General features: G+C 69.0%; 23 protein-coding genes. 13 read left to right on the top strand and 10 right to left on the bottom strand.

Going from position 1 to position 20,207, the window contains the following annotated elements; genetic code table 11:
- Positions 1-36: 36 nt before the first annotated feature.
- Positions 37-1,056, bottom strand: a complete 1,020-nt coding sequence (gene rsgA, locus LPH33_RS16710; RefSeq protein ID WP_160874263.1) for a ribosome small subunit-dependent GTPase A — start codon at positions 1,054-1,056, stop codon at positions 37-39.
- A complete protein-coding gene (aroA, locus tag LPH33_RS16705; RefSeq protein WP_229568369.1) occupies positions 1,023-2,309 on the bottom strand; it encodes a 3-phosphoshikimate 1-carboxyvinyltransferase in 1,287 nt (428 codons plus the stop codon). The genes rsgA and aroA overlap by 34 nt, the downstream gene beginning before the upstream one ends.
- An 80-nt stretch (positions 2,310-2,389) precedes the next feature.
- Between aroA and LPH33_RS16700 the strand changes: the two genes are divergently transcribed.
- Positions 2,390-3,145 (top strand): SOS response-associated peptidase, encoded by a 756-nt coding sequence (locus tag LPH33_RS16700; RefSeq protein WP_229565183.1) that lies wholly within the window; start codon positions 2,390-2,392, stop codon positions 3,143-3,145.
- Between the two features lie 63 nt (positions 3,146-3,208).
- Here the strand turns inward: LPH33_RS16700 and ybaK are convergent, their stop codons facing one another.
- Positions 3,209-3,706 carry a Cys-tRNA(Pro) deacylase gene (gene ybaK / locus LPH33_RS16695; protein WP_229565181.1) on the bottom strand — a complete coding sequence of 166 codons (498 nt, stop codon included), beginning with the start codon at positions 3,704-3,706 and terminating at the stop codon, positions 3,209-3,211.
- A gap of 206 nt (positions 3,707-3,912) precedes the next feature.
- Here ybaK and LPH33_RS16690 point away from each other — a divergent pair, with 206 nt between their 5' ends.
- Positions 3,913-4,557: a sigma-70 family RNA polymerase sigma factor gene (locus tag LPH33_RS16690; RefSeq protein ID WP_390889799.1), complete on the top strand. Its 645-nt coding sequence runs from the start codon at positions 3,913-3,915 to the stop codon at positions 4,555-4,557.
- A complete protein-coding gene (rsrA, locus tag LPH33_RS16685) occupies positions 4,554-4,835 on the top strand; it encodes a mycothiol system anti-sigma-R factor (RefSeq protein ID WP_145693157.1) in 282 nt (93 codons plus the stop codon). The genes LPH33_RS16690 and rsrA overlap by 4 nt, the downstream gene beginning before the upstream one ends.
- 142 nt (positions 4,836-4,977) lie before the next feature.
- Here the strand turns inward: rsrA and LPH33_RS26995 are convergent, their stop codons facing one another.
- Entirely contained in the window at positions 4,978-5,052 is a 75-nt protein-coding gene (locus LPH33_RS26995) for a 50S ribosomal protein bL37 (protein ID WP_022597109.1), read from the bottom strand.
- Positions 5,053-5,147: 95 nt separating this feature from the next.
- On the opposite strand from LPH33_RS26995, the gene LPH33_RS16680 reads away from it, so the two are divergent.
- Positions 5,148-5,363 carry a biotin/lipoyl-binding carrier protein gene (locus LPH33_RS16680; RefSeq protein WP_006550234.1) on the top strand — a complete coding sequence of 72 codons (216 nt, stop codon included), beginning with the start codon at positions 5,148-5,150 and terminating at the stop codon, positions 5,361-5,363.
- A 32-nt stretch (positions 5,364-5,395) separates the two neighbouring features.
- Positions 5,396-6,871, top strand: a complete 1,476-nt coding sequence (locus tag LPH33_RS16675; protein ID WP_229565179.1) for a sensor histidine kinase — start codon at positions 5,396-5,398, stop codon at positions 6,869-6,871.
- A 77-nt stretch (positions 6,872-6,948) separates the two neighbouring features.
- Here LPH33_RS16675 and LPH33_RS16670 read toward each other — a convergent pair whose 3' ends face one another.
- Positions 6,949-7,203, bottom strand: a complete 255-nt coding sequence (locus LPH33_RS16670) for a WhiB family transcriptional regulator (protein ID WP_006550236.1) — start codon at positions 7,201-7,203, stop codon at positions 6,949-6,951.
- A gap of 272 nt (positions 7,204-7,475) precedes the next feature.
- Positions 7,476-8,414 carry a diacylglycerol/lipid kinase family protein gene (locus tag LPH33_RS16665; protein ID WP_016693379.1) on the bottom strand — a complete coding sequence of 313 codons (939 nt, stop codon included), beginning with the start codon at positions 8,412-8,414 and terminating at the stop codon, positions 7,476-7,478.
- A 47-nt stretch (positions 8,415-8,461) separates the two neighbouring features.
- Here LPH33_RS16665 and LPH33_RS16660 point away from each other — a divergent pair, with 47 nt between their 5' ends.
- Positions 8,462-8,884 carry a hypothetical protein gene (locus LPH33_RS16660; RefSeq protein WP_026061396.1) on the top strand — a complete coding sequence of 141 codons (423 nt, stop codon included), beginning with the start codon at positions 8,462-8,464 and terminating at the stop codon, positions 8,882-8,884.
- A gap of 6 nt (positions 8,885-8,890) precedes the next feature.
- Here the strand turns inward: LPH33_RS16660 and LPH33_RS16655 are convergent, their stop codons facing one another.
- Positions 8,891-9,376 (bottom strand): GNAT family N-acetyltransferase, encoded by a 486-nt coding sequence (locus LPH33_RS16655; protein ID WP_160874253.1) that lies wholly within the window; start codon positions 9,374-9,376, stop codon positions 8,891-8,893.
- Between the two features lie 74 nt (positions 9,377-9,450).
- Between LPH33_RS16655 and LPH33_RS16650 the strand changes: the two genes are divergently transcribed.
- The gene (locus tag LPH33_RS16650) at positions 9,451-10,251 is read left to right on the top strand and encodes a ParA family protein (protein WP_160874251.1); all 801 of its coding nucleotides are present in this window, start codon (positions 9,451-9,453) and stop codon (positions 10,249-10,251) included.
- A 40-nt stretch (positions 10,252-10,291) separates the two neighbouring features.
- Here the strand turns inward: LPH33_RS16650 and LPH33_RS16645 are convergent, their stop codons facing one another.
- Positions 10,292-11,497, bottom strand: a complete 1,206-nt coding sequence (locus LPH33_RS16645) for a hypothetical protein (protein ID WP_160874249.1) — start codon at positions 11,495-11,497, stop codon at positions 10,292-10,294.
- Between the two features lie 4 nt (positions 11,498-11,501).
- On the bottom strand, positions 11,502-13,166 hold the full coding sequence (locus tag LPH33_RS16640) for a DEAD/DEAH box helicase (protein WP_160874247.1): 1,665 nt from the start codon (positions 13,164-13,166) through the stop codon (positions 11,502-11,504).
- Positions 13,167-13,372: 206 nt separating this feature from the next.
- Between LPH33_RS16640 and LPH33_RS16635 the strand changes: the two genes are divergently transcribed.
- Together LPH33_RS16635 and LPH33_RS16630 are read left to right on the top strand one after the other, a co-directional pair.
- On the top strand, positions 13,373-14,077 hold the full coding sequence (locus LPH33_RS16635) for a ferritin-like fold-containing protein (protein WP_016693373.1): 705 nt from the start codon (positions 13,373-13,375) through the stop codon (positions 14,075-14,077).
- 57 nt (positions 14,078-14,134) lie between these two features.
- Positions 14,135-14,365: a DUF3107 domain-containing protein gene (locus LPH33_RS16630; protein WP_006550244.1), complete on the top strand. Its 231-nt coding sequence runs from the start codon at positions 14,135-14,137 to the stop codon at positions 14,363-14,365.
- A gap of 115 nt (positions 14,366-14,480) precedes the next feature.
- Here the strand turns inward: LPH33_RS16630 and LPH33_RS16625 are convergent, their stop codons facing one another.
- Positions 14,481-15,137 (bottom strand): TetR/AcrR family transcriptional regulator, encoded by a 657-nt coding sequence (locus tag LPH33_RS16625; RefSeq protein WP_120279840.1) that lies wholly within the window; start codon positions 15,135-15,137, stop codon positions 14,481-14,483.
- A gap of 193 nt (positions 15,138-15,330) precedes the next feature.
- On the opposite strand from LPH33_RS16625, the gene LPH33_RS16620 reads away from it, so the two are divergent.
- From LPH33_RS16620 to LPH33_RS16605, 4 genes are all read left to right on the top strand, one after another.
- Complete coding sequence (locus LPH33_RS16620; protein ID WP_419957080.1) at positions 15,331-16,389, top strand: DUF3152 domain-containing protein; 1,059 nt, start codon at positions 15,331-15,333, stop codon at positions 16,387-16,389.
- A 52-nt stretch (positions 16,390-16,441) separates the two neighbouring features.
- Positions 16,442-17,674 carry an adenylyltransferase/sulfurtransferase MoeZ gene (gene moeZ / locus LPH33_RS16615; protein WP_237451125.1) on the top strand — a complete coding sequence of 411 codons (1,233 nt, stop codon included), beginning with the start codon at positions 16,442-16,444 and terminating at the stop codon, positions 17,672-17,674.
- 75 nt (positions 17,675-17,749) lie between these two features.
- On the top strand, positions 17,750-18,604 hold the full coding sequence (locus tag LPH33_RS16610; protein WP_026061392.1) for a TIGR02569 family protein: 855 nt from the start codon (positions 17,750-17,752) through the stop codon (positions 18,602-18,604).
- A gap of 122 nt (positions 18,605-18,726) precedes the next feature.
- A complete protein-coding gene (locus tag LPH33_RS16605) occupies positions 18,727-20,181 on the top strand; it encodes a nitrate/nitrite transporter (protein ID WP_160874243.1) in 1,455 nt (484 codons plus the stop codon).
- Positions 20,182-20,207 lie beyond the last annotated feature (26 nt).

The raw sequence follows: 20,207 nt of genomic DNA, 5'->3' as shown, positions 1-20,207 counted from the left end.
GCCGGGGTTCGGTGCGTTCGGCCGGGGTTCGGCGGTTCACCAGGGGTCGTTGGACGCGAGCGCCGTGAGCAACTCGCGCACGGCCATCGCCCGGTTGTGCGACTTGCCCTCCAACGAGTCGAAGGCGCATTCGGGATCGGCGGGCGGGCCGAGATGCGTGCATCCGCGCGGGCAGTCCTCGACCGCTTCGGCCAGGTCCCCGAACGCCGCGACGACGTCGTCGGGCCCGATGTGCGCAAGCCCGAACGATCGGATGCCCGGGGTGTCGACGACCCACCCGCTCTCGGGTAGGTGCAGGGCCACCGACTGGGTGGAGGTGTGCCGTCCCTTGCCCACCCCGGAGACCTCACCGGTGGCGCGGTCGGCGTCGGGAACGAGCCGGTTCACCAGTGTCGACTTGCCGACCCCCGAGTGCCCGATCAGGGCGGTCACGCGACCGTCGATCCGCTCGTGCAGGGCGGTGAGATCGTCGTCCTGACCGACGAGCAGCACCGGGATGTCGAGATCCGCGAAGTGCGCGGCGAACTCGTCGGGATCGGCGAGGTCGCTCTTGGTCAGTCCCAGCAGGGGAGCGAGACCGCCGGCATAGGCAGCGACGAGCGCGCGTTCGACGAGTCCGGTCCGCGGTGGGGGATCGGCGAGCGCGACCACGATGAGCAACTGTTCGGCATTGGCGACGACGATGCGCTCGAACGGATCGGTGTCGTCGGCCGTGCGCCGCAGGACGGTGCTGCGGTCCTCGACCCGCACGATGCGCGCGAGCGTGTCGGGGCGACCGGAGAGATCGCCGACGACACCCACCTGATCGCCCACCACGATCGGGGTCCGGCCGAGCTCACGTGCCCGCATCGTCGTCACGATCCGATCGGGATCACCGCCGAGCGCGACACCCCATCGCCCCCGGTCGACGGAGACGACCATGCCCTCCTCGGCATTGCGGTGGGCCGGGCGGTCCTTCGTGCGCGGCCGCGAGCCGCGCCCGGGACGGACCCGGACGTCGGACTCGTCGTACTCCCGCCGCCTCAGGAGTCGCTCCCCGTCAGCAGCGACTCCCACAGACCCTCGAAGTCGGGGAGGGTCTTGGCGGTGGTGCCGATGTCCTCGACCTCGATCCCGTCGACGACGAGCCCGAGGATCGCCCCGGCCGTGGCCATCCGGTGGTCGGCGTAGGAGTGCCAGATGCCGGCGTGCAGCGGAGCCGGCTCGATGTGCAGTCCGTCCTCGGTCTCGGTGATCGAACCGCCGAGACGGCCGATCTCGGTGGCGAGGGCCGCGAGCCGGTCGGTCTCGTGACCGCGCAGGTGCGCGATGCCGCGCAGGTCGGAGGGCGAGGCGGCGACCGCGGCGAGGGCCGCGACGGTCGGCGCCAGTTCACCGACGTCGTGCAGGTCCACGTCGAGGCCCCGCAGTTCGTCCGGGCCGCGCACGGTCAGCGTCCCGTCGGCCCAGGTCACCTCGGCGCCCATCTGCTCGAGGATGCCGCGGATCGCGTCGCCGGCCTGGGTGGTCGACTCGGGCCACAGGGGCACCGAGACGACACCACCGGTGACCGCCGCCGCCGCGAGGAAGGGAGTCGCGTTCGACAGATCGGGCTCGACGGTGACGTCGACGGCCTTGATCGTCGTCGGGGGCACCCGCCAGGTGTCGGCCTCGGAGGTGTCGACGGGGACTCCGGCCGTGCGGAGCATCTCGACCGTCATCTCGATGTGCGGCATCGACGGCACCGGTTCGCCGGCGTGGTGGACCACCACACCCTCGTCGAAGGCGACACCGGACAGCAGCAGACCCGAGACGAACTGCGAGGACGCGGACGCGTCGATGGTGACGGAACCGCCGCGCACCGAGCCCCGGCCGTGCACGGTGAAGGGCAGCCGGTCGCCGTCGATGTCGGTGCCGAGGGCGCGCAGGGCGTCGAGCACGGTGCTCATCGGGCGGACCCGGGCCTGTTCGTCGCCGTCGAAGCGCACGTCGCCGTCGGCCAGTGCTGCCAGCGGCGGTACGAACCGCATGACGGTGCCGGCCAGCCCGCAGGCGACGTCGCCTCCGCGCAGGGGTCCGGGGGTCACGTCGAGGGTGGTGCCGCCGTCGCGTTCGGTGACGGTCGCGCCGAGAGTGCGCAGGGCCCCGATCATCAGGTCGGTGTCGCGGCTGCGCAGTGCGCCGGTCAGGGTGGACGGCCCGTCGGCGAGTGCGGCCAGGATCAGGGCACGGTTGGTGATCGACTTCGATCCCGGCAGCGTCACCGACGCTCGAACCGGGGACACGGCGCGGGGTGCTCTCCACAGACTCACCCGACCATCTTCGCCCATCCGCACCGGTGCGGGCACCCTCGCCCACCCGGTGCGCGCCGGTGTCGGTTCCGTCACCCGGCGATGCCACACTCGACGGCATGTGCGGAAGGTATGTCTCCACGGCCGACCCGGCGACGCTCGCCGTCGAACTCGACGCACTCGACGAGACCGGCGACGGCGGCCGGGACGAGCGCGGGCCCGACTACAACGTCGCGCCGACGACCGAGGTGCTCACCGTCGTCGCCCGGCACGACGGGGAGGATCCCGACGGTCCCGTCCGCCGCCGTATCCGCCGCATGCGCTGGGGACTCGTGCCGCCGTTCGCCGAGGAGGTCGGCGGAAGCGCACCGCTGATCAACGCACGATCCGAGTCGGTCGCCACCAAGCCGAGCTTCGCGCGGTCGCTGCGCCACAAGCGGTGCCTCGTCCCGATGGACGGCTGGTACGAATGGCAGGTCGAACCCGCGCCGGACGGCAGACCCCGCAAGGTGCCGTATTTCATGGCGCCGGCCGACGGATCGCGGATCTGCATGGCCGGGGTGTGGGCGGAGTGGCGCGACCCGCGGAACCCGAAGGCGCCGCCGCTGTCGAGTACGGCGATCCTCACCGCACAGTCGGTCGAGCAACTCGGCAACGTGCACGAGCGGATGCCGCTGATCCTCCCGCCGGAGCGGTGGGATGCGTGGCTCGACCCCGACAGTCTCGGCCATCCGGATCTGATCGTGCCGAGCGTCGAAGCGATCTCGGCGATCGAGATCCGCCGCGTGTCCGCGAAGGTCAACAGCATCCGCAACAACGGCCCCGAACTGCTGCAACCCGACGACGGTGCCGGCGACCAGATGGTGCTGCTGTAGACGCCACCGGACTCTACGGCCCGGCCGTGATCGGGGCCCTACGGCCCGGCCGTGATCGGTGCCCTACGGCCCGGCCGTGATCGGTGCCACGACCGCGCCGGTCAGCCGGATCAGATCGCGCGGATCCAGTTCGATCTCGAGCCCGCGGCGGCCCGCGCTGCACAGCATCCGGTCCCACTGCTCGGCGGAGGCGTCGATCACGGTGCGCAGACGCTTGCGCTGCCCGAGCGGGGAGATGCCACCGACGACGTATCCGGTCGCGCGTTCGGCGGCGGTGTGCTCGGCCATCACGGCCTTGCCGCCGCCCAGCGCCCCCGCTGCGGCCTTGAGCGACAGCGTCGCCGGGACCGGGATCACCGCGACGGCGAGCTTGCCGTCCGACAGAGACACCACCAGCGTCTTGAAGATCTGTTCGGGGGAGACCCCCAGGCGTGCGCCGAGTTCCTCGACGGCTTCGGCGCCGAAGGACGACGATCTCGGGTCGTGTGCGTACTCGTGGACCCGGTGCGCGACCTTCTCGCGCTTCAGCAACACCGTCGCGGGAGTGGATGTCGAGGCCATCCGATCACTCTAGGAAACCGGAGGGGGGGAACAAGTGCGGTGGGTACGGCGTTGCACACCGACGGGTGGATCCACCGGCCACCCGACACCCGACGATCGGAGAATTCGTGGCAGTGCTGTGCCCGCCTCGACCGGACGCCGCCGGACGTCCCGCCGATCCGGACGCCGTCGGACCGGTAGCCTTCTCGACAGGCGTCGATGAAGGGATCGGTGTGATCGAGGAGTCTGTGGAAGAACTGACCGAGCGGTTCGAGCGGGATGCACTTCCCCTGCTCGATCAGCTCTACGGCGCTGCGCTGCGGATGACCCGCAATCCCTCCGACGCCGAGGACCTCGTGCAGGAGACCTACATCAAGGCGTTCTCCGCCTTCCGGTCGTTCCGCGAGGGCACCAACCTCAAGGCCTGGCTGTACCGGATCCTCACCAACACCTACATCAACTCGTACCGGAAGCGTCAGCGGCAGCCCGCGCAGTACCCGACCGACGAGATCACCGACTGGCAGCTCGCAGCCACGGCCGAGCATTCGTCGACCGGTCTGCGATCCGCGGAGGTCGAGGCGCTCGACGCGCTTCCCGATGACGACATCAAGGCGGCGCTGCAGGAGCTTCCCGAGGAGTTCCGCATGGCCGTCTACTACGCCGACGTCGAAGGGTTCCCCTACAAGGAGATCGCCGAGATCATGGGGACGCCGATCGGCACCGTGATGTCGAGACTGCACCGGGGTCGCAAGCAGTTGCGGGGCCTGTTGGCCGACGTGGCGCGCGATCGCGGTTTCATGCGGGAGAAGGCCGTGGACGCGACAACCGGAACTTCGGATCAGACCGAGAGCGGAAAGGGAGCACCGCAGTGAGCGAACCCGACTTCGATCGACTCGACTGCTCGGCGGTCATCGCGGACGTCTACCTGCTTCTCGACTCCGAGTGCGACGCCGGTTCCCGCGAGAAGCTGCAGCGGCACCTCGACGAGTGCGGCACCTGCCTCGAGGCCTACGGGATCGAGGAGAAGATCAAATCGCTGCTCAGCCGCAAGTGCGGCGGGGAACACGCACCCGAGGGCCTGCGGGAGCGGCTCATGCTGCAGATCCGCCGCACCGTCGTGATCACCGAGACGGACATCACCGAGTCGTAGGCGAGTTCGACTCGCACCGAGTGCTGGGCGAGTTCGACTCGCACCGAGTCGTAGGCGAGTTCAACTCGCACCGAGTGCTGGGCGAGACCCCCGAACGTGACAGGGGCCGAAAAGCTGCTGCTTTCCGGCCCCTGTCCGCGTCTCAGGCGTTGGGACGCTTGCCGTGGTTGGCGGCGTTACCCTTGCGGCTGCGCTTCTTGCGACCTCGCTTACCCATGGTGGGATCTCCTTTCTCGTTCATTACAGTGTTTCACGTGCGGTCGAGTGGTCCTGTCGGCAGGTCCGCCGCCGGAGCGTGAAACGAGGTGTTCGATGGCGGAAGACGTACGCGCGGAGATGGTATCGACCGTGTTCGAGGTCGTCGTGCGAGAGGGTGACGTGGTGGCCGAAGGCGACACACTGGTGATCCTCGAGTCGATGAAGATGGAGATCCCCGTGCTCGCAGAGTCGGCGGGCACCGTGACCTCCGTCGGTGTCTCGGTCGGGGATGTCATCCAGCAGGGTGACCTCATCGCCGTGATCTCCTGACGGCGGACAGTCTGAGTACGAAAGCGGTTCCCGTGTCCACACTCAGTTCGTTGCTCGCGAGGTACACGGATCTTCCGGGCGCGGCCGTCGATCACCTCCAACGTGTCGTGGGCGAGTGGCAGTTGCTCGCCGACCTGTCGTTCGCCGACGTCCTCCTGTGGGTCGACGCGGCGCCGTCCGGAATCGTGTGCGTCGCACAGTGCCGGCCCACCACCGCCTCGACCGTCATCCCTGAAGACGCTGTCGGCACGCTCGTCTCCGACAACGAACATCCTTACGTCCGTGAGGCTTTCGAAACCGGGGAGATCGTCGACGTCAAGTCGGCCCCGGGTGCGGGGATCAACATCCGTCAGGCCGTGCCGGTGCGTTGGGACGGCCGGGTCGTCGCGGTGCTCAGCCGCGACGCCGCCCGCGTGTCGCGGCGGTCGGCCAGCGCGCTCGAGACGGCCTATCTCGAATGCGCCGACGACCTCTACCGGATGATCAGCGAGGGCACCTTCCCCACACCGGAGGCGCGCTCGGACACCAAGTCGAGTCCGCGCGCGGGCGACGGGTTCATCCGGCTCGACCGGGAGGGCAAGGTCGTCTACGCCAGCCCCAACGCGCTGTCGGCCTACCACCGGATGGGTCTGAACTCCGACCTGATCGGTCAGGACCTCGTGGAGACGACCCGCGCACTGGTCACCGACCCCTTCGAGAGCCGCGACGTCACCGACTACCTCCGCGGGGCCGTGGAGGGCCGTCTGGGGCAGCGCATGGAGATCGAGGCACGCGGTGCCACGGTTCTGATCCGTGCGTTGGTCCTGAATCCGGGAGGCAGGATCCGGGGCGCCGCGGTGATCGTCCGCGACGTCACCGAGGTCAAGCGACGCGACCGGGCACTGCTGAGCAAGGACGCGACCATCCGCGAGATCCACCATCGCGTCAAGAACAATCTGCAGACGGTCGCCGCACTGCTGCGCCTGCAGGCGCGCCGGACCGGGAACGCCGAGGCCCAGCAGGCGCTCGGCGAGGCGGTCCGCCGGGTGACGTCCATCGCCCTGGTGCACGAGGCGCTGTCGATGTCCGTGGACGAGGAGGTCGATCTCGACGGTGTCTTCGACCAGCTGATCCCCATCGTCGTCGACGTGTCGACGGTGGGCAGCCAGATCCGCGTGCTGCGGGAGGGGAATCTCGGTGTGTTCCCCGCCGATCGCGCGACGCCCCTGGTCATGGTGCTGACCGAACTCGTCCAGAACGCCGTCGAGCACGCCTTCGATCCGGGCGTCAACGGCACGGTCACCGTCAATGCCCAGCGTTCGGCCCGCATGCTCGACGTCGTGGTCCGCGACGAGGGGAAGGGTCTTCCCGACGGATTCAGCCTCGAGGCGTCGAACCGGCTCGGTCTGCAGATCGTCCGGACCCTCGTGGCCGCCGAACTCGGCGGATCGCTGGAGCTGACGTCCAACGAGGCCGGCGGGACCGACGCGCGCCTGCAGTTACCGCTGGGCAAGGTGCCGGTCGCCTGATCGTTTCCGTCCGGGCACGTAAGAAGGCCCGGCCTCCCCGTGGGGGAGCCGGGCCTTCGAACGTCTGTCGGAGTTGCTCAGACCGCCGTGCGAGCGCGGGTGCGTGCGTTGCGACGCTTGAGAGCGCGGCGCTCGTCCTCGCTCATACCGCCCCAGACGCCGGCATCCTGGCCGGACTCGAGCGCCCAGGAAAGGCATTCGGCGGTGACGGGGCAACGGTTGCACACGAGCTTGGCATCCGCGATCTGCGCGAGAGCCGGGCCGCTGTTTCCCACGGGGAAGAACAGTTCCGGATCCTCGTCGCGGCAGATGGCCTTGTGGCGCCAGTCCATGCTTCTACTCTCCTTCGATGGTGCGTGTGCACCGGCTGATCGGTCAATGCGTGTTCACGCCTGTGGCACGGAGTGTTTCCGCGCGGTTACTTGTGAATGCTTTCACGAACGAGCGTGGAGTCAATAGAATCGGCCACGATCGTGGGGAAGCTCACGCTGTTGTGAGCTACGAGTTCGCCAATCCCTATTTCTACTCCACTCGAGCCGAGAAGGTAGTGGTAATCACAGAATTCGTGCTTCTCTTTCTGTCGCTGTCCCGCTAGAGGGGATGGTCAGCGGGGCGCGACGACATCGAGGATCGACGGCACGGCCACGAACTCGACCTCGGTGCGGAGTCCGAGATAGTCGCCGTCGACCTGAAGTCCGATCGGGCGCGAGGCCCGGGCGCGCACGCGCTCGACATCGTCCGCACGCACCAGATGCGGTGACGCCGGCTCGCCACGGGCGGCCAGGAGCTGCCTCACCACCCGCAGGCTCGGAAATACCCGGGTCGTCGTCATGGCAAACACACCCAATCCGGTGTCGAACGAGGTGCCGGGATTCGTGTGCACCGGACGGGACTCGAGATAGGTCCACGGACTCGAGTTCGACACGAACGCGTAGTGCACCCCCGGTACGGGTTCGGATCCGGGCATCTCGAGCGTGAGCGCCGGCTCGTCCCGCTTCGACGCGAAGAATCGGGCTACGGCATGCCGCACGTAGCGCGCCGTCGTGACCTTCTTGCCCTCGGCGCGGCTCAGATCGATGGCCTCGCACACCTGGGCGTCGAGACCGAGGCCCGCGTTGAAGGTGAACCACCGGCCGTCGCAGTGGCCGAGGCCGATCCGGCTGGTCCTGCCCTCCTGCAACGACTCGAGCACCTGCTCGGTGGCCTCGAGCGGATCGGCGGACAACCCCAGGGACCGCGCGAACACGTTCGCCGAGCCGCCGGGCACCACCGCGAGTCGCGGGAGGCTCGGATCGGCGCTCCGATCGGGGGAGGGGCCGAGCAGACCGTTGACGATCTCGTTGACGGTGCCGTCGCCCCCGTGCGCGACGACGACGTCCATCCCGTCGGCGTGCGCCGAGCGCGCCAGTTCGGCGGCGTGACCGCGGTGGGTGGTGTGCGCGACGGTCAGTGCGAGCCGGCCCCTCAGGGCATGAGCGAGGCGGTCGCGACCGGCCGGGGTGGTCGTCGTCGCATTCGGGTTCACGATCAGCAGGGCGCGCACGGAACATCAGCCTAAGTGGTGCCCGGCGGGTCCACTACGCTGGACGGGTGCCTCTCGAAACACCTCGCAGCAGCGTCCCGTCGACCGTGCGTGCCGCCGGCTGGCTCGTCGTCCTCGAGGGCGTCGTCGCGATGGGGTTCGCGGTGTACTCGATCATCCGCGCCGCCTCGGGCGAACACGATCAGTCGGTCACCAACGGTTACGGCTTCGCGCTGTGGCTGTTCGTCCTGTTCGGCGGGGTGCTGGCCGGCGGGATCGCGCTCGTGCGCGGCGTGCGCTGGGGACGTGCCGTGGCGGTACTCGCGCAGTTGTTGTTGCTGCCGGTGGTGTGGTCGCTGTTGACCGACTCGCACCAGCCGATCATCGGCACCGTGCTGGCGCTCGTCGTGGTCCCGACGCTCGTGCTGCTGTTCAGCCCGCCCACGACGCGGTGGCTCGCGCACGAGTACGCGCCCGACGTCGACGAGTGATCCGGCTCAGCTGCCGAGTGCCTGCAGTGCGGCGCCGCTGAGCCTGAACGTCGTCCACTCGTCCTGAGCGACGGCACCGAGCGAGCGGTAGAAACCGATGGACGGCTCGTTCCAGTCCAGCACCGACCAACTCAGGCGGGTGTAACCGCGCTCCACGCACTCGTGGGCGAGCGCCGCGAGCAGAGCGCGTCCGTGTCCCCTGCCGCGGTGTTCGGGACGGACGAACAGGTCCTCGAGGTAGATGCCGTGCACGCCGTCCCAGGTGGAGAAGTTCCGAAACCACAGCGCCACCCCGACGACCTGCCCCTCGGTGCCGTCCGCACCGGATTCCTCGGCGACGTGCGCGTACACCGAGGGTTGCGGCCCGAACAGGGCCTCGTGGATCTGCTCGGGCACCACGGTGCACTCGTGCCGGGCCTTCTCGTATTCGGCGAGGTCGTAGATCAGCCCGGTGATCGCGGGGACGTCCTCGGGTGTGGCTCTGCGGATCACGACGGGCTGCCTCCTGCGGTCTCGTGGGCGGATTCACCTCGCGCTGCGCCGCCGAGTGCGCGAGGATCGGGGTCGTGGCAACGGTACTTGCAGTGGCAAATCAGAAGGGTGGCGTCGCCAAGACGACCACCGTCGCGTCGTTGGGGGCCGCATTGTCGGCGCTGGGCCGGCGGGTGCTCGTCGTCGATCTCGACCCCCAGGGGTGCCTGACCTTCTCCCTCGGACACAACCCCGACAAGCTCGAACAGTCCGTGCACGACGTGCTTGTGGGCGGCGTCGAGACGAAGGACGTCCTGCTCGACACCGCGGAGGGGATGTCGTTGCTGCCGGCGACCATCGACCTCGCGGGTGCGGAAGCGATGCTGCTCATGAAGCCGGGACGCGAATACACCCTCAAGCGGGCCCTGGCGTCGGTCGAGGACGACTACGACGTCGTCGTGATCGACTGCCCGCCCTCCCTCGGTGTCCTCACGCTCAACGGCCTCACCGCGGCGCGGTCCGTGCTCGTTCCGCTGCAGTGCGAGACACTCGCCCACCGCGGAGTGGGGCAGCTGCTCCGCACCGTCGACGAGGTCAGACAGATCACCAACCCGGATCTCGAGCTGCTCGGCGCGCTGCCGACCCTGTACGACTCGCGGACCACGCACAGCCGCGACGTGCTCGCCGATGTCTCCGATCGATACGACCTGCCGGTGCTGGCCCCGCCCGTACCCCGCACGGTCCGCTTCGCGGAGGCCTCCGCCTCGGGCGCGACGGTGCTGGCGGGACGCAAGAACAAGGGCGCCGAGGCCTACCGGGCGCTCTCCGAGAACCTGCTGCGCTACTGGTCGGGGGAGGCGGAACTCGAGACCTTCGAGACCGCCGTCGCGGACTGAACCGGCCCCACAGTCAGTACCTACCGGGGACGGCTCGCCGTCAGCGCAACGCCACGAGTTCGTCGCCGCGCTGCTCGACCACGACGTCCCCGGCGACAGCGACGTTCACTGTGGAGACCGCCCCGCGCTCGACGTCGATGCGCGGACCGGGTTCACCTGTCCGTGAGTCGACACCCACGAGGGCGTCCTCGACGGGAAGAAGCAGCGAACCGGCCATGATGTCGCCGTTGCCGAGGGTGTCCTCGACGGTCCACTGCGGAGCGAAATCGGTGGTGGACAGTGCGACGGTGTCGCGGCCGGTCCACCACACGAGCATGCCGCCGCGCTCGAGGGCGGGGTCGTCCGATTCGCCGGCAGGACGCGGCAGGGCGTGCGTGTCGACGAGGACGCCCTCGCTGTCGAAGACCTCGATGCGCGGCCCGTCGTTGTCGTCCGGGGCCAGATAGACCGCTGTGCGATCGCCGACCACCGCGACGATGCGGGAATCCCCGCCCGCTTCCGGCAGCACCGACGAGGCGAACTCCTCGGGCTTGGTGCTGTCGTCGGGGGTGGGATCGAGAAGGGTGAGCCGATTGGTCGGCTCGTTCGCGCACTGTTCGAGGACGGCCAGCACTTCGGCGCCCGAATCCGCCGAGAGCAGTTCGCAACCCGATCGTGGCTGGGCGTTCGGGTTCACCGGTGCGTCGACGCGCCCGTACTCGACCGTGCGCACCAGATCGGAGCGCCACATCTCGAGACGCGACTCGCCGAAGGCGATCAGGTGCGAACCGGCGTCGACGAGCCGGATCGGATCGTCGGCGTCGCTCGACCGTTGCGCGCCGCGAGCGCCACTACCGGCGTCGAGCGCGGTGACCTGCCCGCATCCCCGCGGGCCGCGGTAGGCCGAGACCACGTCGCCCCAGGCTTCGGTGACCGCGCACAACGCCCGGTCGCGGTCGTACCGCCAGCGTTCCTCGCCCGACTGCGGGTCGCGGCCGACCACCGCACCACCGTCGGCCGTGGCGATCGTTCCCCCGGACACCACCGGCGCAGTCGTCGCCGTACTCGGCGCACGCCACAGTTCGGCGAGAGTGCGCGGAAGCGCCTGTGCGGCAGCGGGAGTGGGGACGGGGCCGTCCCAGGTGGTCGACGTGGTGCCCCGCGCATCCGAGCTCAACCAGACGACACTCGCCGCCACCAGAGCGGTGACGACGAGTGCGGCTGCGACGAGAAGGTCGGTGCGGGTGCGGCGCTCGGGCGCGAGCACGTGGTTATCGGGCAGACGACGTCGAGACCGCTTCCACGTTCGACGTGTCCTGCTGCTCTGCGCGACCGGCCGGGCCCTCGCCCGAGCGGGTGCGACGGCGACGACGGCGACGACGTGCCGGAGCGGAAGCCCCGGTGTCCTCACCCGTCTCCGCTGCGGCAGACCCGTTCTCGGCCTTCGCCGAGTCGTCCGAACCGGTTGCGGTGGCATCCGTCGCGGAGCCGTCGGCCGACTTTCCGCGGACGGTGCGGCGACGGACCCGGTTGCGCTTCGGTCGGGATCCGGCTTCGCGCTCGACGCGCTCGCGCTTCTCACCGTTCTCGGAGGCGGCGGGAGTGGCCTTGCGGACGCGTCCGGTGGCGTCGGACGGGATGTTCAGCTCCTCGAACAGGTGCGGGGAGCTCGAGTAGGTCTCGATCGGATCCGGGATACCGAGATCGAGAGCCTTGTCGATGAGCTGCCAGCGCGGCACGTCGTCCCAGTCGACGAGGGTGATGGCGATACCGGTGCGTCCGGCGCGACCGGTACGGCCGATGCGGTGGACGTAGGTCTTCTCGTCCTCGGGGCACTGGTAGTTGATGACGTGGGTGACGTCGTCGATGTCGATGCCGCGGGCGGCGACGTCGGTGGCGACGAGGACGTCGATCTTGCCGCTGCGGAACTTGTCGAGGGCCTTCTCGCGCGCGATCTGACCGAGGTCGCCGTGCACCGCGCCGCACGCGAAACCGCGCTCGACGAGGTCGTCGGCCACCTTCTGCGCCGTGCGCTTGGTGCGGGTGAAGATCATGGTGGCGCCGCGGCCCTCGGCCTGCAGCACGCGGGCGACCAGTTCGGCCTTGTCGAGCGCGTGCGCCCGGTAGATGAACTGCTGGGTGCGCTCGTGCACGGCCGACGATTCGGCCTCCTCGGCACGGATGTGCGTCGGGCGGTTCAGGAACGTGCGGGCGAGGGTGATGATCGGGCCGGGCATCGTGGCCGAGAACAACATCGTCTGACGACGGTCGGGGACCATCGTGAGGATGCGCTCGATGTCGGGCAGGAAGCCGAGGTCGAGCATCTCGTCGGCCTCGTCCATGACGAGCACGCCGATCTTGCCGAGGATCAGGTGACCCTGGTTGGCGAGGTCGAGCAGACGACCGGGAGTACCGACGACGACGTCGACACCCTTCTTCAGTTCGTCGATCTGCTGCTCGTAGGGGCGGCCACCGTAGATCGACAGGACTTCGAGGCCCGACTTACGGCTGCCCGGCAGGTACTTGGAGGCATTTACGAGGTCGTTGGTGACCTGGATGCACAGTTCGCGGGTCGGGACGATCACGAGGGCACGGGGAGTGCCGTCGAGCGTGGTCGTGCCGGAACCCTCGGTGGCGATGCGGTGCAGGAGGGGAACGCCGAAGCCGAAGGTCTTGCCCATGCCCGTACGGGCCTGACCGATGAGGTCGTCGCCGGCGAGGGCGAGCGGCAGGGTGAGTTCCTGGATCGCGAAGGTGCGTTCGATGCCGACCTCGGCGAGGGCGCGGACGATCTCGTCGCGGACACCGAGTTCGCCGAAGGTGGGGGGTACGTGGGTGGAGTCGAGTTGTGCGGAGACGGTGGTTTCGCTCGCGTCGTCTTCGTGGTCGATGGTGATCTTGCTCAGGGGTCCGGCCTTCCTGGTCTCGGCACGCACGCACGAGGGGGAAAGGCGACCGGCCTGCACCTCAGCGCGAGCGGTTTCCACCAGGCTCGGCGAAGCGCGGCAGCGATCCGCAGTTCGGGTGCGCGCACATTATCTGGGAAGCTCGCGGGCCACGGTCGGCGGCTCGAAGCGCGGGCTTCCCGAACCATTGTACCGGTTCCGGCGCATTCCACGAGGTAGTACTACGCTTCGTCGTCATGGGAGCCGATACGCCGCAGTCCACCTCCGAGTCCGGCGCGACGCCGGACGGACCCGCAGTCCCCGCCGATCACCCCGGTGTCGCAGAGCTCTTCGCAGTGCTCGCGTACGGCGAGATCTCGGCGTTCTACCGCCTCGCCGAGGACGCCCGATTCTCCCCGTCCCTGCGCGGCCGGGTCGCGCTCGCAAGCATGGCAGCTGCGGAGATGAGCCATTTCGAGACACTCCACACGGCGCTCACCGATCGCGGCGTCGAGGTCTACGCGGCGATGGAGCCCTACCGCAAGGCGCTCGACGCCTACCACGCCTCGACCACTCCGTCGACGTGGCTCGAGGTGCTCGTGAAGGCGTACGTGGGCGACGGGATCGCCGCAGATTTCTACTGTGAGATCGCCGACATGCTCGCTCCCGAGGTGTCCACGGTGGTCCGGGAGGTCCTCGCCGAGACCGGCCACTCGGAGTTCGTGGTGCAGGAGGTCCGCGAGGTCGTCGAGCGCAGCCCGCTGCAGAAGGACCGCCTGATGTTGTGGGGACGCCGGCTGCTCGGTGAGGCCATCACCCAGGCGCAGTACGTCCTCGCGCAGAACGAGGAACTCGCCGAGCTGGTGATTCTCGCGTCCGGCGATCTGACGAACATCGCCGCGCTGTTCGATCGCATGCAGGTCGAGCACGCCGAGCGGATGTCGGTGCTCGGACTGCATTAGCCTGGGGCTGACAGCAGTACCAGCTCGGTTTCAACGCATGAGAATCGGAGGTCCACCGTGGAGGTCAAGATCGGCGTCGCGGACAGCCCGCGCGAAGTTGTCGTCGTCAGCGACCAGACGCCCGACGAGGTGGAGAAGCTCGTCCGGGCCGCGTTGAACGGCGCCGACGACGGGGTGCTCGCCCTTGTCGACGAGAAGGGCCGCAAGGTTCTCGTGCAGGCCGCCAAGATCAGCTACGTGGACATCGGTCCTGCCACGCTGGGCAAGGTCGGCTTCGCCGCCAACTGAGAGCGACCGACGAGAACGGGCCGGGGCATGTCGCCCCGGCCCGTTCGTCGTTCTCGGTATGTGTCGTCAGCGACGACGGTGCCGCACTGTCGTCAGCGACGGCGCCCCTGTGTCGTCAGCGACGACGGAGCTCCGGCTGCAGCGGCACGTGCTTCAGACCGCCCCAGGCCAGCGCGACCGTGGTGTCCACGGCGTCCTCCTTGGGGATGGGGCGCGCGGCGTCGAGCCAGTAACGAGCCGTGAACTGGCTCGTTCCCACCAGGCCGACCGCGAGGATGCGGGCCCGGTACGGATCGAGGCCCGAATCGTGGCTCACGAGGTCGAAGACGGCGTCGACGCACGCCTCGGTGGCCTGCTCGACCCGCCGCGACACCTGCGGCTCGCCCATGAGGTCCGATTCGAAGACGAGACGGAATCCCTGGCTGTCGTTGTCGACGAAATCGAAGAAGGCCTGCACCGCGGCACGCACACGCTGGCGGTTGTCGGTCGTGGACCGCAGGGCCTGGCGGACGCCGTTGATGAGGGTGTCCACATAGTTCTGCAGCACGGCGCAGTAGAGCTCGAGCTTGCCGGGGAAGTGCTGGTACAGCACCGGCTTGCTCACTCCGGCGCATTCGGCGATCTCGTCCATGCCGGCCGAGTGGTAACCGCGTGTGACGAAGACCTCACTGGCAGCCTCGAGCAGCTGTGCACGACGTTCGTCACGCGGCATCCGGGCGCCCCGTTTGCCGTTGTTACCCCGGCCGGATGCTCGTTCGGTGACGTCGGTCATGCTTGCTCCCAATCTGCACTACTCCGATAGTGGCGTGTGCCACCTCGGCGCTCCTCGTCTTTGCAGGTTACAGGTGAACCTGCGTATCGAACGGACCGGCCTACCGACCAGTATCCGTTCCCGGTGCACGGATGGGGGCACGCCTTCGAGGCTTCGGATATCGAAATGGTCTCGATATGACATCCTGACATCCGTGATCGAGCGTGGAGGAGTGCGCGAGAGCAGGGGGCCGCAGGGCTCCTCGCAGACAGATCCTTCCCCGACGTCGTCCGGTTCGTCCCGGTCGCGAGGAACGGAACGATCCGAGCCGGGTCGCCGGTCGCACCAGCCTCTACGTGCCGTGTGGGACCCGGTGGGACGGCCGGACCGGCCGCCTCGCCGACCGCGGCCCGAACGCGACGTCCGCAAGCAGACCCGCGTGGGCAGATTCGTCGCCACCTACGGCTGGCGCGCCTATGCCGTCCCGATCCTCGCCGTCGTGACCCTGATCGTGCTGTGGGACGCCGCGCGTGGGGGAGGAGCGGAGGAGCCCGCCGATCCGGTCGTCGCGAGCGAGGTCACCGAGATCATCGTCGAGGCCCCGCAGCCCGATGGGGCCTTCCCCGAGTCGCTCGAGTCCGGTGCCCTGCCGGACGGCGGGCCGTTCACGGAAGTCGGTGCGCGGCAGTGGCGGGTCGTGCCCGGCACCACCGGGCAGGTCGGTGCGGGGCAGACCCGCGTGTTCACCTACACGGTGGAACTCGAGGAGGGCATCGACACCACCGGTTACGGCGGCGACGCGGCCTTCGCGACCATGGTGGACCGCACCCTCGCCGATCCGCGGAGCTGGATCGGCGACCAGGCGGTCGCCTTCCGCCGCATCGACACCGGCGAGCCGGACTTCCGGGTCTCCCTCACCTCGCAGATGACCATCCGCGAAGGATGCGGCTACGACATCCCGCTCGAGGGATCGTGCTTCAACCCCTCGATGGAGCGGGTGTTCCTCAACGAAGCGCGGTGGGTGCGCGGAGCCGTCGCCTTCCAGGGCGATATCGGGTCGTACCGCCAGTACGTCGTCAATCACGAGGTCGGCCACGCCATCGGCCTGGCGCAACACGATGCGTGCACCACCGACGGCGGTCTCGCGCCGATCATGATGCAGCAGACCTTCGGCACCGCCAACGACGACATCGCGCGCCTGGACCCGGGTGGCGCGGTCCCCGCCGACGGGGCGCGGTGCCGGTTCAATCCGTGGCCGTACCCGCGGGCGTAAGCGCGGGCCGGGGTCGACGGGCCGGGCAGGGATGGCAGCGACCAATGGCACCATGGACGGTGACGCAGGACGCATCGCGACAGGAGAACCCGTGACCGCAACGACACCGTCGACGCGCCGATCCCTTCCGCCGCTGGTGGAACCCGGCCCGGAGCTCGGTCGCGAGGAAGTCGCCCGGTACAGCCGTCACCTGATCATCCCGAATGTCGGGGTCACCGGTCAGCGACGGCTGAAGAACGCGCGGGTGCTGTGCATCGGCGCCGGCGGGCTCGGTTCGCCCGCGCTGCTGTACCTCGCGGCGGCGGGCGTCGGCACGATCGGCATCGTCGAGTTCGACGACGTGGAGACGTCGAACCTGCAGCGTCAGGTGATCCACGGCCGCTCCGACGTCGGACGGCCCAAGGGGGAGAGCGCCCGCGACAGCATCCTGGCGATCAACGACAGCGTCACCGTGCGCCTGCACGAGACGCGGCTGGAGTCGGGCAACGCCGTGCAGTTGTTCGAACAGTACGACCTGATCCTCGACGGCACCGACAACTTCGCGACCCGCTATCTCGTCAACGACGCCGCCGTCCTCGCCGGCAGGCCGTACGTGTGGGGTTCGATCTTCCGGTTCGAGGGCCAGGTGTCGGTGTTCTGGGAGGACGCCCCCGACGGTCGCGGCCTGAACTACCGCGATCTCTACCCCGAGGCGCCGCCGCCGGGGATGGTTCCCTCGTGCGCCGAGGGCGGTGTGCTCGGTGTCCTGCCCGGCACCATCGGCACCGTCATGGCCACCGAGGCGATCAAGCTCATCACGGGGATCGGTGAGCCGTTGCTCGGCCGCCTCATGATCTACGACGCGCTCGCGATGTCGTTCCGCACGGTGACCCTGCGCCGCGATCCGGGACGGGTGCCGGTCACCGAACTCGTCGACTACGAGGCCTTCTGCGGCATCGTTCCCGACGCCGCCGCGTCGGCGCGATCGGCCGTCACCCCCACCGAACTGCGCCGCATGCTCGACGAGGGCCGCGACCTCGCGCTGATCGACGTGCGCGAGCCGGTCGAGTGGGAGATCGTCCGTATCGACGGTGCCCGGCTCGTGCCGAAGGACCGCATCCTCTCCGGTGAGGCCCTCGCCGACCTGCCGCAGAACACCCCGATCGTGCTGTATTGCAAGACGGGTATCCGTTCGGCGGAGGCGCTCGAAGTGCTTGCGCGCGCCGGATTCTCGGATGCGACACATCTGCACGGCGGCGTGATCGCGTGGGCGCAGCAGGTCGACACCTCGTTGCCGGTCTACTGACGGTGACCTCGTTGTGACCTGAAACAGCGGAGTGCCTTCCCGATCCGGGCGGTTTGCGGAGGTAGGTTGAGCGTCGTGAGCTCACCCGAACCGCCTCAGCACGTGTGCTCCACATTCGGTCTCCGCGATGTCGAACCGGTCCCGCTCGGGCCCGACTGGGACGGAGGTTTCCGGTGTGGGGACGTCGTGCTGTCCCGAGTCGCCGATCATGCCCGCGCGGCCTGGTCCGCCAAAGTGCGGGAGACCCTGACCGTCGACGGCGTGCGGCTTGCCCGCCCGGTGCGGTCCACCGACGGTCGCTACGTGGTCTCCGGATGGCGTGCCGACACCTACATCGTCGGCACGTCCGAGCCCCGGCACGACGAAGTGGTCTCGCTGTCGCTGCGGCTGCACACCGCCACCGCACAGCTCGAACGTCCCCGTTTCCTCATGCAGCCACCCGTCGCACCCTGGGAGGACGTCGACGTCTTCGTCGCCGCCGACCGTGCGGCCTGGGAGACCGTGCCCCTGCGCAGCGCCCGCGCCGCGGGTGCGCCCGAGACGGTGACCCCCGACGGCCGTAAGAGCCTCGACCTGATCAACCAGCTCGCGACCTTCCGCAAGCCTGTGCACCTGCCCGACCAGCTCGTCCACGGCGACCTGTTCGGCACCGTCCTGTTCGCCGGGCGCGCGGCGCCCGGGCTGACCGACATCACCCCCTACTGGCGTCCGGCCTCGTGGGCGGCCGCCGTCGCCGTCGTCGACGCACTGTCGTGGGGCGGTGCCGACGAAGGGCTCATCGGCCGCTGGGAGGACCTTCCCGAGTGGCCGCAGATGCTGCTGCGCGCGGTGATCTTCCGGCTGGCCGTGCACGCGCTGCACCCGCGTTCGACCGAGGACGCCTTCCCGGGTCTGGCGCACACCGCCGACCTCGTGCGGTTCCTCCTGTAACACCTCACAGGGCGGCCGGGGCCGGGGTGAGCAACTCTTGACGCGACGGTCACCGCGGGCAGCACCGTAGCAACACCCGTTTCCTACCTTTGGGATCAACACGGACCCGAGGAGGAACGGCGATGACGACCTTCATCGAAAATGAAAGTCTCAGAGACAAATTCGCACGCAACCACAACATCGAGCGTTGGGACGCCGAGGATGTGGAGGCGTGGGAGGCCGGCGGCAAGCAGGTCGCCAAGCGCAACCTGGTCTGGTCGGTGATCGCCGAACACGTCGGCTTCTCCGTCTGGTCGATCTGGTCGGTCATGGTGCTGTTCATGCCCACCGAGGTGTACGGCATCGACGCCGCCGGCAAGTTCTTCCTGGTCGCGGTCCCCACACTCGTCGGCGCGATCCTCCGCATCCCCTACACCGTCGCCACCGCCCGCTTCGGTGGCCGCAACTGGACCATCTTCAGCGCCCTCGTGCTGTTGATCCCCACCATCGGGGCGCTGTACCTGATGCTGAACCCGGGCCACTCCTACGCCACGTTCATGCTGGTCGCGGCGCTCGCCGGTGTCGGCGGCGGCAACTTCGCGTCGTCGATGACCAACATCAACGCCTTCTACCCGCAGCGCCTGAAGGGCTGGGCCCTCGGACTCAACGCCGGCGGCGGAAACATCGGTGTCCCGGCCGTCCAGTTGATCGGCCTGCTCGTCATCGCCACCGTCGGCAACACCGAGCCCTGGATCGTGTGTGCGGTCTACCTGGTCCTGTGCGCCGTCGCCGCGCTCGGCGCCGCCCTGTTCATGGACAATCTCCGTGACCAGAAGGCCGATCTGCGGGCCATGGGCGCCGCACTGAAGTTCCGCGACTCGTGGATCATCTCCTTCCTCTACATCGGCACCTTCGGTTCGTTCATCGGCTTCAGCTTCGCCTTCGGTCAGGTCCTGCAGATCAACTTCCTCGCCGGTGGCGACACCCCCGCCCAGGCCGCACTGCACGCCGCACAGATCGCCTTCATCGGCCCGCTCCTCGGATCGATCTCGCGCCCGCTCGGCGGAAAGCTCGCCGACCGCATCGGCGGCGGGAAGATCACCCTCTACACCTTCGTCGCGATGGCCCTGGCCGCCGCGGTGCTCATCGTCGCCGGCACCCTCGACGACCGCACCACCGGCGCCGCGACCGGCGGTGTGCTGACCGCCATGGTGCTCGGCTTCATCGCCCTGTTCCTGCTCTCCGGGCTCGGCAACGGCTCGGTCTACAAGATGATCCCGTCCATCTTCGAGGCCCGGGCGCAGGATCTCGACGAACTGGATCGCGACGAGAAGGCCGCCTGGTCGCGCAGCATGTCCGGTGCCCTCATCGGCTTCGCCGGTGCCATCGGCGGACTCGGCGGCGTCGGCATCAACCTGGTCTTCCGCGCCTCCTACGGCGGCGAGGCGCAGTCCGCGACGATGGCCTTCTGGGTCTTCGCGATCTTCTACCTCGTGTGCATCGCGGTGACCTGGTTCGTCTTCCTCCGCCGCCCCCACACCACCCCCACGAGCGAGCCGTCCACCGAGGCTCCCGCCCCGGCCCGCGTCGCAGTCTGACCGATCCCGGCACGAAGAAAGAGAAC

The organism is Rhodococcus sp. RDE2 (genome assembly GCF_020885655.1).
Classification (GTDB): Bacteria; Actinomycetota; Actinomycetes; order Mycobacteriales; family Mycobacteriaceae; genus Rhodococcus; species Rhodococcus pyridinivorans.
This window is presented reverse-complemented; position numbering and strand designations above follow the sequence as displayed.

Excerpts from the sequence above, each read along its gene's own strand:
- aroA (WP_229568369.1), bottom strand. The coding sequence starts at position 2,309 with ATGGGCGAAGATGGTCGGGTGAGTCTGTGGAGAGCACCCCGCGCCGTG.
- LPH33_RS16700 (WP_229565183.1), top strand. The coding sequence starts at position 2,390 with ATGTGCGGAAGGTATGTCTCCACGGCCGACCCGGCGACGCTCGCCGTC.
- ybaK (WP_229565181.1), bottom strand. The coding sequence starts at position 3,706 with ATGGCCTCGACATCCACTCCCGCGACGGTGTTGCTGAAGCGCGAGAAG.
- LPH33_RS16680 (WP_006550234.1), top strand. The coding sequence starts at position 5,148 with ATGGCGGAAGACGTACGCGCGGAGATGGTATCGACCGTGTTCGAGGTC.
- LPH33_RS16670 (WP_006550236.1), bottom strand. The coding sequence starts at position 7,203 with ATGGACTGGCGCCACAAGGCCATCTGCCGCGACGAGGATCCGGAACTG.
- LPH33_RS16635 (WP_016693373.1), top strand. The coding sequence starts at position 13,373 with ATGGGAGCCGATACGCCGCAGTCCACCTCCGAGTCCGGCGCGACGCCG.
- LPH33_RS16625 (WP_120279840.1), bottom strand. The coding sequence starts at position 15,137 with ATGACCGACGTCACCGAACGAGCATCCGGCCGGGGTAACAACGGCAAA.
- moeZ (WP_237451125.1), top strand. The coding sequence starts at position 16,442 with ATGGACGGTGACGCAGGACGCATCGCGACAGGAGAACCCGTGACCGCA.
- LPH33_RS16605 (WP_160874243.1), top strand. The coding sequence starts at position 18,727 with ATGACGACCTTCATCGAAAATGAAAGTCTCAGAGACAAATTCGCACGC.